10 protein-coding genes are annotated in these 8960 nt (G+C 67.0%); 6 read left to right on the top strand and 4 right to left on the bottom strand.

The genetic code is table 11. The annotated features are described in order from the left end of the window. Positions 1-9: 9 nt before the first annotated feature. Genes AC13GI_RS03890 through gspH form a run of 3 tightly spaced genes read right to left on the bottom strand, consistent with a single transcriptional unit; the run spans position 10 to position 1426 of the window. Positions 10-624 carry a prepilin-type N-terminal cleavage/methylation domain-containing protein gene (locus AC13GI_RS03890; RefSeq protein ID WP_482995560.1) on the bottom strand — a complete coding sequence of 205 codons (615 nt, stop codon included), beginning with the start codon at positions 622-624 and terminating at the stop codon, positions 10-12. Next, a complete protein-coding gene (gene gspI, locus AC13GI_RS03885; RefSeq protein WP_099818639.1) occupies positions 621-983 on the bottom strand; it encodes a type II secretion system minor pseudopilin GspI in 363 nt (120 codons plus the stop codon). Before gspI ends, AC13GI_RS03890 begins: the two co-directional genes overlap by 4 nt. Further along, positions 980-1426 (bottom strand): type II secretion system minor pseudopilin GspH, encoded by a 447-nt coding sequence (gspH, locus tag AC13GI_RS03880; RefSeq protein ID WP_099818638.1) that lies wholly within the window; start codon positions 1424-1426, stop codon positions 980-982. The genes gspI and gspH overlap by 4 nt, the downstream gene beginning before the upstream one ends. Before the next feature lie 116 nt (positions 1427-1542). Here gspH and AC13GI_RS03875 point away from each other — a divergent pair, with 116 nt between their 5' ends. Beyond that, on the top strand, positions 1543-2001 hold the full coding sequence (locus AC13GI_RS03875) for a general secretion pathway protein (protein ID WP_099818636.1): 459 nt from the start codon (positions 1543-1545) through the stop codon (positions 1999-2001). 7 nt (positions 2002-2008) lie between these two features. On the opposite strand, the gene AC13GI_RS03870 is transcribed toward AC13GI_RS03875, so the two are convergent. Then, positions 2009-2350 (bottom strand): hypothetical protein, encoded by a 342-nt coding sequence (locus AC13GI_RS03870; protein ID WP_099818635.1) that lies wholly within the window; start codon positions 2348-2350, stop codon positions 2009-2011. A 201-nt stretch (positions 2351-2551) separates the two neighbouring features. Here AC13GI_RS03870 and AC13GI_RS03865 point away from each other — a divergent pair, with 201 nt between their 5' ends. Genes AC13GI_RS03865 through AC13GI_RS03845 form a run of 5 tightly spaced genes read left to right on the top strand, consistent with a single transcriptional unit; the run spans position 2552 to position 8898 of the window. After that, positions 2552-4168: a ShlB/FhaC/HecB family hemolysin secretion/activation protein gene (locus AC13GI_RS03865; protein ID WP_099818634.1), complete on the top strand. Its 1617-nt coding sequence runs from the start codon at positions 2552-2554 to the stop codon at positions 4166-4168. 37 nt (positions 4169-4205) lie between these two features. Continuing rightward, the gene (locus tag AC13GI_RS03860; protein ID WP_482995559.1) at positions 4206-5990 is read left to right on the top strand and encodes a DUF2341 domain-containing protein; all 1785 of its coding nucleotides are present in this window, start codon (positions 4206-4208) and stop codon (positions 5988-5990) included. Between the two features lie 10 nt (positions 5991-6000). After that, positions 6001-6414, top strand: a complete 414-nt coding sequence (locus AC13GI_RS03855) for an ExbD/TolR family protein (RefSeq protein WP_089235818.1) — start codon at positions 6001-6003, stop codon at positions 6412-6414. 3 nt (positions 6415-6417) lie between these two features. Further along, the gene (gene tolA / locus AC13GI_RS03850; protein ID WP_099818631.1) at positions 6418-7116 is read left to right on the top strand and encodes a cell envelope integrity protein TolA; all 699 of its coding nucleotides are present in this window, start codon (positions 6418-6420) and stop codon (positions 7114-7116) included. A 42-nt stretch (positions 7117-7158) separates the two neighbouring features. After that, positions 7159-8898, top strand: coding sequence for a putative porin (locus AC13GI_RS03845; RefSeq protein ID WP_099818629.1), 1740 nt, complete (start codon positions 7159-7161; stop codon positions 8896-8898). Positions 8899-8960 lie beyond the last annotated feature (62 nt).

Here is an 8960-nt window from a genome sequence, read left to right as displayed (position 1 = left end):
ATGCTCCTCTCAGAGCGCCAACACCCGCCGGTAACTCAACGGCCCGCGTCCATCACGCAACCCCAACCGCAACTCCAGACCGGTCGCCGGCAATACCTCGCCCTGGCTCGGCAGCATCGTCCAACCCACCCCCGGCTGCCATGCGCGCACCTCGAAGCGCTGTACATCACGCGCCACCAGCAGCCCGCGCGTCGGCTCAGGCGCAGGCAGCGGATAATGATCGGACGGCGCACCGCTGGCACGCCACAACGTGCTGCCTTGCCGCCACCAGCGAACGCGCTGCCACTGCAGCCCATCACTGCCGACACTGCGGGTGATCTCCAGGGTGAAGCCACCATCGGGGTGGCGCTCACTGGTCAACGACGGCGGCAGCAGCCGCGCGGGTTGATCGGCCGGGCGCACCGCACCGTTCATCAGCGCATCGTCGGCCCGCATCTCGATATCGCGCTGGAACTGCTGCAGCACCCGCATCGCCGTACTGGTCTCGGCATCGGCCTGGCGCAGGCGCTGGTCAGTGTTGGCCACGCTGTCCAGTGCGCGCCAGCAGATCACCGCCAGCACGCCCATGATGGTGATGGCGATCATCACTTCGATCAGGGTGAAGCCCCGCGCAGCGCGTTTCATGGCGCCGCCGTCCATGGCAGCTGCAGGCGCGCCAGCGACTGCTTCGGTGCATCTTCGGCCACCACGCCCAACTCCAGCTGCGGTTGCCCGTCGGCGCCGCTGCCCAGGTGCTGCTGCACCAGGAAACGGGTGCGCCCCTGCAGGCACAGCAGGCGTGCATCGCCGGGTGGTTGCGCGGCCAGGCGCAGCTCCTGCCAGCGGTCCTGCGCGCACAGCAGGGCCAGCCGACGGTCACGCAGACGCGACTGGTCATCGGTCGCCACCGCCACCGAGCGCATCACCGCTGCCAAGGCGATGGCCACGATGGCCAAGGCGATCAGCACCTCGATCAACGTGAATCCGTGTTGCGTCCGCTTCACTGCATGACCTGCAATTGTCCGCTGCCATCATCACGAAGACGCAGTCGACGGCCGTCCAGCGACAACGCCAGCTCCCACGGCACGCCGATCCATTCGGGGCTCAACTCGATGGCAGCCTTTGGTTGCACTTCAATGCCGCGGGTCTGCCATTGCTGGGGGCGCAGCAGGTCATCGCGCCGCAGCTCGACCCAGCCCTCGCTGTCGCGGCGGCTGAAGCGATAGCCTTCTGCGCTGGCCTGCCAGCGGATCGGCCGACCATCGATGCGTGCTTCATCGCGCGCGACCTGCAGGCGCTGCGCCAACCGCTCCGATTCCTGGCGCAGCTGCCGCGCAGGGTCGAGCAGGCTGCCAAGGCCAAGGCCGATACCCGCCGTGCAGATGCCGATGATGACCAGTACTACCATCAGTTCAATCAGGGTGAAGCCGCGTGGCCTGCGTTGCATCGGACATCGCCTCCCGTCCTTGCCGATACCTGCCAGCGTAGGTGCGGATGATGAAACAAAAGCGTCAGCGACAGCTGCTAGCGTGGCCGCACAGGACCCTGGCGAAGGTGCGGAACATGGACGGCAGGCGTTGGGATCGCAATCGCACGTTGACCCTGCTGGCGGCCATGCTGCTGCTGGCCGTGGCGGGATACTGGGGCATGGCCCTGTTCATGGCGCCGGCTCGCGTGGCCGCGGCCGCGGTGCAGGTTACCGTACCCGCTGCCCCGGCCGTCGACGACGCTGCCAGCGCACCGCTGGTGCGGCTGCTCTCGCCCGGCGCGGTGCAGACCGATGTGAGCGTGCTGGGCGTAATGGCTGGGCGGCAGGCGCCGCTGGCGCTGCTGTCGGTGGATGGGGCGCCTGCGCAGGCCTATGCTCCAGGCCAGCGGCTGGGTCCATCTACCGTACTGGCAGCGATCAGCGCCAACGCGGTTGAACTGCAGCAGGCAGGACAGCCGCGCTCGCTGCCCGTGCCCGAACTGCCGCCCCTGCCCACCGATGGCATCGTTCCCGCCGCGCTGGGGCGGCACTGAACACGGCTCAGCGCGCCGGGCGCTGTGGCACCACCGAACGCCCGAACGCATCGCCCATGCGTTGCCGCGTGCCTTCCAGGTTGTACTGCAGCATCTGGTTGCCGGGCTTGCGCATCACGCGTTCGGCTTCGGGAAGAGCAGGGCGGGCGGCTGCGCTCTCCGTCGGCGCCAGCTTGCGTTGCAGGCAGTCCCAGGCGGGGATGCGCTCGCCATTGACCTGTACTTCGATGCATGGCGCTGCGTCTGCCTGTTTGGCGGCCTGGTCGGCCCGCGCCCAAGGCGAAGCCAGCCCCAGGACCAACGCCATACAGAGGGCACGGCGGTTCGGCGTAAGCAGGGTGGCGTGCATCTTGAATCTCCCGAGGCAGCAGGCGCTCTGCAATGAAGACGTGCACCAGGCGAAGTGTCCGCCTGCGCCTGTTTCAGCATCGTCAACAGATGACAGTGCTGTCACAAAACTGTTGGCGGTTTTGACGCGGCCTGCACGTCCTGTTGGTAGACCCACGCGCCGCTCCCTGGCCATTCCCTTCGATACGACGCGATGCCTTCGATGACTCCCGTTCCGTGCCGTGCCGTTCGCCTTCCGCTGCGCCTGCATCCTTTGTTGCTGGCCCTGGCGTCGTTGCCCTTTTCAGTGCTCGCGCAGGACGCCGCGCCAGCGCCCACGGTGAACATCAACGAGTACATCGTGCGCGGCAACACCGTGCTCGATGCGCGCCAGATCGAACGCGCGGTCGAACCGTTCCTCGGCCCCGGAAAAACGCTCGCCGATGTCGAGAAGGCGCGTGATGCAGTCAACGCGCTGTACCAGCAGGCCGGCTACCAATCGGTCTATGTGGAGCTGCCCGAACAGCAGGTCAACGCGGGCGTGGTGCTGCTGAAGGTGCAGCAAACGCCCATTGGCCAGCTGCGCGTGGTCGGTGCCCGCCATGACTCACCCGAACGCATCCGCGAGCGGGTACCGGCGTTGGCTGAGGGGCGGGTGCCGGACTTCGACCAGGCGCAGAAGGAACTGACTGCGCTGAACGAAGGTGGTCGTCGCCAGGTGCTGCCGCTGGTGCGCGAAGGCCAGGTGCCGGGCACCATGGATGTGGACCTGCAGGTGGAAGAGAAGTCGCCGTGGCGCGCGAGCGCGGCACTCAACAACGATCACAGTGCCGACACCGAGAAGCTACGGCTTAGTGCATCGCTGGCCCACGACAACCTGTGGCGGCGTGGACACAGCGCGAGCATCGGCGTGTTCATCGCGCCGGAAGACACCGACCAGGCAAAGGTGTTCTCTGCGTCCTACACGGTCCCCTTCGAGGGCACGCCGTGGAGCCTGGAGGCATCGGGCTACAAGTCCGACAGCCGCGTACTGAATGCAGGCGGGCAGGTCGGTACCGGCACCGGCACCAACGTGATCGGCAACGGTCATTCCATTGGTCTCAAGCTCAACTACCGCCTGGCCGGCAGCAGCCAGTGGTGGCGCCAGCTCAGCCTCGGCGTGGACTTCAAGGACACCGAAGAAGACACGCAGATGGGCAAGGACAGCCTGAAGACGCCGTTGAAGTACGCGCCGATCACCCTGGCCTTCGTCGGTGTGCGCCAGGGCGAGAACGATCAGCTGAGCATCAACACGCAGCTGGTGGCGGGAACCCGGCGCCTGTTCGGTTATGGCAGCAACGCCACCGATTTCGGTCAGAAACGCTACTGGGCCGACCCGAGCTTCGTGGCGTTCAAGGCGGATGTCTCCAATACGCACACCTTCGGCAACGACTGGCAGTGGTATGCGCGTGGCTCGCTGCAGGCGACCGATGCACCGCTGGTCTCGGCCGAGCAGTTCGCCGCCGGTGGCATGTACACCGTGCGTGGCTACCTCTCGGCCGAAGCGATCGGCGACTACGGTGGCCTGGCCAACCTGGAATGGCGCACCCCGGCGTGGTCGCTGTGGAGCGGTACCGACCTGCGCCTGTACAGCTTCGCTGACGCGGCCTACCTGCGCCTGCGTCAGCCGCTGCCGGAACAGCGCGACAAGTACAACCTGGCCTCGGTCGGGCTGGGCGCGCAGCTGCGCCTGGGCGAACACCTCCAGTTGCGCCTGGACTACGCCTGGCCCTACGCCGATGGCCCGGTCACGCGCAAGGACGACCCGCGCCTGCATTTCAACATCAGCACCAGCTACTGACCCTTCCCTTGAGATGCGTTCTCCGGAGACCTTTTGCATGGACCGTCTGCTTTCCCGAATGTTGCTGCTGCTGGCTGCGCTGATCGCGCTGCCCGCCGCCGCGGCCGATGCCAACTGGTGGCAGGCCGAATGGAAGTACCGCAAGCCGATCACCGTCGACGCCGGCCCACAGGGCGCGGGGTTGGCCGGTAATCCCGGGCGTACCCCGCTGCTGCTGCGCCTGCATACCGGCAATTTCGGTTTTGATGGCACCCAGGAGGGTGGCAACGACCTGCGCTTCGTTGCTGCCGACGGGCGCACCGTGTTGGCCCATCAGATCGAGCAGTTCGACCCGAACCTGGGCCTGGCACTGGTCTGGGTGGACGTTCCAGCACTGACCGCCAGCGCGCCGCAGACGATCTGGATGTACTACGGCAACGCGAAGGCACCGGCCAGCGGCAATGGCCAGCAGGTGTTCGATCCGGACTACACGCTGGTCTACCACTTTGCCGAAGCCAATGCGCCGGCGCGTGATACCACGGCCTACGGCAACACGGCCGGTGCAGTAGTGCCTGCGGCGGAAAGCACGGTGATCGGGCGTGGCGTGCAGCTGGGCGCGGGTCCGCTGCCGCTGCCGGCCAGCGCTTCGCTGGCACAGGAAGCGGGCGCGCCGCTCACCGTTTCGGCCTGGATCAAACCGGGCGCGCAGACCACCGCGCAGGCGATCTACGCCCGGCGCGATGGCAGCGCCGAGCTGGTGGTGGGCATCGACAACCGCGTGCCGTTCGTGCAGCTCAACGGTCAACGCAGCACGCCGGCACAACCGATCCCGGAAGGACAGTGGGCGCATCTCGCGCTTACCGCCGAGAAGGGGTCGCTGCAGCTGTATCTGAACGGTCGCGTGGTGGCCCAGCTCAGTGGTGAACTGCCGGCACTGAGCACCGCTGCGGTGGTGGGTGCCGATGCACCGGGCACGACGCAGCCGCTGGCCAACTTCGATGGTGCGCTGGATGAACTGCGGATCTCACGCGTGGCGCGCCCGGCGGCGCTGCTGCTGGCCGATGCCACCGCGCAGGGCGCCGATTCGCGCCTGATCAGCTACGGTGCTGACGAGCAATCGGCCGGACAGAGCCACTTCGCCTTCATCCTCAAGGCGATGCCGTTCGATGCCTGGGTGGTGGTGGCCATCCTCGGCCTGATGATGCTGTTGTCATGGGCGATCATGATCGCCAAGAGCCGTCATTTCGGCCGCACCAGCAAGGCCAATGCAGTGTTCACCGAGAGCTTCAGCAAGCTCTCCGGCGTGCCGCTGCGCACCTTGTCCGAGATGGACCGGCAGGGCAAGGTGCCGACGGCGATGCACGACGGCTCGCTGTGGCGCATCTACCAGGTGGCCATCGATGAAATGCAGCAGCGCCATCAGCGCGACGGCAACTCCGGCTATCTGAGCGCGGCCACCATCGCCGCCATCCGCGCGTCGATGGACGCGGTGATGGTGCGCGAACAGGAGGCGATGGCGCGACGCATGAACTGGCTGTCGACCACCATCGAGGGTGCACCGTATGTGGGTCTGTTCGGCACCGTGATCGGCATCATGCTGGTGTTCGTGGTGGCGGCGATGGCCGGTGCGGTGGACATCAACTCGGTGGCCCCGGGCATGGCGGCAGCGCTGCTGTGTACCGCCGCCGGCCTGGGCGTCGCGATTCCGGCGCTGTTCGGCTACAACTGGCTGGGGGCACGCGCCGAAGCGATCGGCGCCGACATGGCGGTGTTCATCGACGAGTTCGCCGCCCGCCTGGCCGAAGAGCAGGACGGACGCGGCCCGGCCGCGGTCCAGGGCTGAGGGACCGGCCATGGCCTATAAGGCGAAGTTCGGCATCAAGAAACGCGAGAAGGGCATCAACGTGACGCCCTTCGTCGACGTGCTGCTGGTGGTGCTGGTGATCTTCATCCTGACCAGCAACGCCTCCATTCCCGGCATCGAGGTCAACCTGCCGAAGGCCAGCAACAGCACCGCACTTGAGAAGCCCAAGACCAAGGCGATCACCATCGACCCCAGCGGCCAGGTATTCCTGGATGCCTACCCGGTGACGATGGCCGAGCTGGAGGACCGCCTGCGTACCGAACGCGCAACCTCGCCGGATTTCCCGGTGATCGTGCGCGGTGATGCGCAGGTGCAGTACGCGCGCGTGGTCGAGGTGCTGGACCTGCTGCGGCGGCTGGAGCTGGCCCAGGTCGGCCTGGTCACCGGCAAGGCGCAGGGCTGAGGCATGGCCGGCCATCGACCACCCCTGCAGGAGCCTGGTACGCGCGGACGCCAGTTGCTGGTGACGATCGCGCTGGTACTGGCGGCGCTGCTGGTACTGGGTATTGCCCTGTGGTGGCTGCTGTTCAAGGACACCGCCAGCACCCGCCGGCCGGTGGTGCAGCCGCCGATGCTGGCGTTGCCACCACCGCCACCACCACCGCCGCCACCGGAAAAACCGCCCGAGCCGGAGACGCCGCCGGAAGAGACCGTGCCTGAGCCGGAACCGCTGGACCAGCCAACGCCGGCCGAAGAGCCGACGCCGACGCCGGACAACGCCGACCCGGTAACCATGGACGCCGATGCGCAGGCCGGCGGCGACAGCTTCGGCATCCAGTCGGGCAGCGGCGGGGGTTCGTCCGGTGTCGGCCGTGGCGGTGCCGGCAATGCCAGCTATGGCCGCTACCTGGGCTATCTGATGCAACAGGCGATCTCGCGCGATGCGCGGGTCAAGCGCCTGGCCTTCCAGCTGCAGGTGAATGTGTGGCTGGCGCCGGATGGCCGGCTGGAGAAGGTCGAGCTGGTGCGTGGCAGCGGCAACGAGGAGGCCGACGTGGCCGTGCTCGATGCGCTGCGGCAGATCGGCAAAGTCGACCAGATGCCACCGGCGTCGCTGGATTTCCCCGCGCGCGTGCTGATCCAGGGGCGCCGCCCCGGCGCTTGACCGATGACTTCCGTGATTTCCCTTCTTTCGATGAGAACCGTGATGAACGACCACGACCGCGCTCGAACCGCATCCCGCCGCCCGCGGCCGGCCCGACGGGCGCTGCTGTGCTGCGCCGTACTGCTCAGCCTGGCCGTGCCGGCCAGTGCAATGGCTGCCGAAACCACCATGGTCAAGCTGATCAAGGGGTTGATTGCCAGTGGCGCGCTCAAGCCCGAAGACGGCCAGGCGCTGCTGGTACAGGCGGAAGCAGAAGCGGCGGCTGCGCAACGTGTCACTGCGAGTGGCGCAGCCAGCAGCGGCGGTGTGGCGCTGGAAGCCGGCGACGTGCGTGTGCCGTACGTGCCGCAGAGCGTGCGTGATGGCATCCGCGATGAAGTGCGCCAGGACGTGATGGCGCAGGCCAAAGCCGAGGGCTGGGCCGCGCCGAACGAAGTGGCCGAGTGGACCAAGCGCATCAAGGTGACCGGTGACATGCGCGTGCGCAGTGAGTCGCGCTTCTACTCCGAACGCAACAGCGACATCGAAACCAACTGGGCCTCGGTGAATGCGGGCAGCGGTTTCGATACCAACAACAACACCAACCTGCAGCTGCCGCCGCTGCTCAACACCCGCCAGGACCGCCGCAACCTGTGGCGCATCCGTGCACGGCTGGGCATCGAAGCGATGATCGGCGAGCACACCACCGCAGGCGTGCGCCTGGCCAGTGGCAGCAGCAACGGGCCGGTGTCCACCACCGAACAGCTTGGCGGCGGCCTGGGCAAGAAGGACGTGTGGCTGGACCAGGCATGGCTCGCCTACAGCCCGGCCGACTGGGTGACGGTGCGCGGCGGACGCTTCGGCAATCCGTTCTGGACCAGCGACACGCTGTTCTCCAACGACCTGAACTTCGATGGCCTGGCGGCCAATCTCAGGTACGACATTGCTGAGGACGTCGGCCTGTTCGGCAACCTGGCGGTGGTGCCGTTGGAGTACACCTCCGACAGTGCTCCCAGCCAGAGCCGGGTCAAGACCCCGAACGAGAACAAGTGGCTGTCCGGTGCACAGGTGGGGGTGAACTGGCGCTTCAACGATGACAACAGCCTGCGTGCAGCGCTGGGCTACTACGATTTCAAGAACATCAGTGGCCGCCTGTCGTCGCCGTGCGCGCTGTATGCAGGCGCGGTTGGGTGCGATACCGACTGGTCGCGGCCGGCGTTCATGCAGAAGGGCAACACCCTGATGCTGATCCGCGACATCGCCCGCAATCCGCTGGATCCGGCCAACACGCCCACACCGCAGTACGTGGGCCTGGCCTCGGCATTCCGCCTGGCCACCTTCAACCTGCGCTGGGATACACAGCTCGCGCAGGACATCGGCATGCGCCTGGACGCGGACTACATCCGCAACCTGGCCTATGACAAGCAGGCCATGTTCGCCCGGGCCAACAACGGCATCGTCAACAACTACGGCGCCGGTGGCAGCGCCAGCATCGATACCTTCCGCAGCGGCGACACCGCCTGGATGCTGCAGGCCACCTTCGGCGCCACCGAGCTGAAGGAGAAGGGCCAGTGGCAGGCCCTGCTGGGCTACAAGCGGATCGAGGCCGATGCGCTGCCTGATGCTTACAACGATCCGAACTTCCACCTTGGCGGTACCAATGCGCGCGGTTACTACGTCGGCGGCGCCTATGCGCTGGATGCGCGCAGCTGGATCAGCGGCAAGTGGATGGCGGCCAAGGAAGTGTCGGGCCCGCCGTTGTCGATCGACGTGTTCCAGCTGGAGTTCAACACCGGTTTCTGATCGGACAGCGTGATCGCAGTCACGACACGTGTGGCGGGGGCGCGGCGACGCGCCCGTCTAAG

The organism is Stenotrophomonas sp. 82F1 (assembly GCF_056861525.1).
The sequence above is the reverse complement of the archived record's forward strand: the minus strand, read 5'-3'. Positions and strand labels throughout refer to the sequence as shown.